The 1883-nt window shown below is 65.0% G+C and carries 2 protein-coding genes; both read left to right on the top strand.

Annotation, left to right across the window (positions count from 1 at the left end; genetic code table 11):
* The first annotated feature begins 16 nt into the window (after positions 1-16).
* On the top strand, positions 17-910 hold the full coding sequence (locus ACZBJS_RS42400; RefSeq protein WP_463440320.1) for a beta-keto acid cleavage family enzyme: 894 nt from the start codon (positions 17-19) through the stop codon (positions 908-910).
* Positions 911-924: 14 nt separating this feature from the next.
* The coding region (locus ACZBJS_RS42395; protein WP_463440319.1) for a 3-hydroxyacyl-CoA dehydrogenase NAD-binding domain-containing protein at positions 925-1883 on the top strand (959 nt) is incomplete at its 3' end.

Here is a 1883-nt window from a genome sequence, read left to right as displayed (position 1 = left end):
AAAGGAGAAGGTGAGGATGATCTCTGAGGTGTTCATTACCTGTGCGGTCACAGGGGGCGGGAATGCGGTGGAGCGTAGCCCGCATGTGCCGGTGAGCCCGGAGCAGATCGCGGATTCGGCGATCGAGGCGGCGCGGGCGGGGGCGGCAGTGGTGCACATCCACGTGCGTGATCCCGAAACTCGGCGTGGCTCGCGGGATCCGGCACTGTATCGGAAAGTCGTGCAGCGCATTCGGAAGTCGGACGTGAATCCTCTGATCAACCTGACTGGCGGCATGGGTGGCGAGCTCGTGCTGGGTGGGGCAGACTCTCCGTTTCCACCGGGGGCTGGAACGGACATGTTGGGCGCGCTCGAGCGGCTGGTCCATGTGGAGGAGCTGCGTCCCGAGATCTGCACGCTGGATTGCGGATCGATGAACTTCGGCCCCCACAGCGAATACATCATGGCCAACACCCCCGGGATGCTGCGCGCGATGGCAGCGCGCTTGCAGAAGCTCGGAGTGCGTCCTGAGCTCGAGGTGTTCGATACCGGGCATCTGGTACAGGTGCACGAGTTGATCAAAGAGGGGCTGATTAACGATCCGCCGTTGATCCAGTTGTGCATGGGGATTCGCTACGGCGCGCCGGAAGATCCGACCACGCTGATGGCGCTGGTGCACCAACTCCCGCCGCATTCCGTCTACTCGGCTTTCTCGATTGGACGGATGCAGCTTCCGTATGTGGCGCTGGCGCCGTTGGTCGGCGCGAACGTGCGGGTGGGCTTAGAGGATAATCTATATCTCTCCCGTGGTCGTCTGGCGACCAACGCCGAGCTCGTGCAGCGAGCAATAGAGATTCTCGAGCGGATCGGGGTGCGGGTGATGAGCCCGGATGCGGTACGCGAGAAGCTCGCGTTAAAAGTTCATGTCTGAGGAAATCAAGCTCTATGTCCGAGGAATCAGAGGTCATGTCTGAGAGGCGGCCGCGAGCGGTCGGGTTGCTGGGGGGCGGGATCATCGGCGGCGGGTGGGCCGCACGGTTTATTCTCAACGGAGTGGACGTGCGGCTGTATGACCCCGCCGCTGGTGCGGTCGAGCGCGTGCAGCAGCAGTTGGCCAACGCACGGCGGGCATATCGGCGGCTGACGCAGGTCCCGCTGCCGGCCGAGGGGGCGTTGACGGTGGTGGAGTCGATCGCGGACGCGGTGCACGGCGTGGAGCTCGTGCAGGAGTCCGCGCCGGAGCGCTTGGAGCTCAAGCAGCAATTGCTCGCAGCCGCCTGCCGCGCAGCGGCGCCTGGGGCCCCGATCTGCTCCTCGACGTCGGGATTTCGGCCGTCGTTGCTGGCGGCAGGGGTGGACCATCCCGAGCGCCTGCTCGTCGCGCACCCGTTCAACCCGGTGTACCTGCTGCCGCTGGTTGAACTATGCGGCGGCGCGAGCACGGCACCCAGCTCGCTCGAGCGGGCGGCGGAGATCTTCCGGGCTGTGGGAATGCACCCCCTCGTGGTGCGCAAAGAGGTGCACGGATTCATCGCGAACCGGCTGCAGGAGGCGATGTGGCGCGAGGCGCTGTGGCTGGTGCACGATGATTTGGCCACCGTGGAGGAGGTCGATGATGCGATCCGCTACTCCTTCGGACTGCGCCGGGCGGTCATCGGGCCCTTCAGCTCCTTCAGCTTTGGCGGCGGTGGGGCCGCCATGCGCCACAGCATGGAGAAATGGGGACCGGTGCAGCTGAAGGAGCCGTGGACGAAGTTCACTGACGTGCCCGAGCATACCGACGCCTTCCTGGACAAGCTCGCTGAGCAGTCAGACGCTCGGGCCGAGAAACTAACCATCCCTGAGTTCGAGCAGAAACGCGATGACTGCCTCGTGGCCGTGCTGCAGGGGTTGCGCACACAGGG

It is taken from the genome of Bradyrhizobium sp. KZN70725 (genome assembly GCF_055264925.1).
This window is presented reverse-complemented; position numbering and strand designations above follow the sequence as displayed.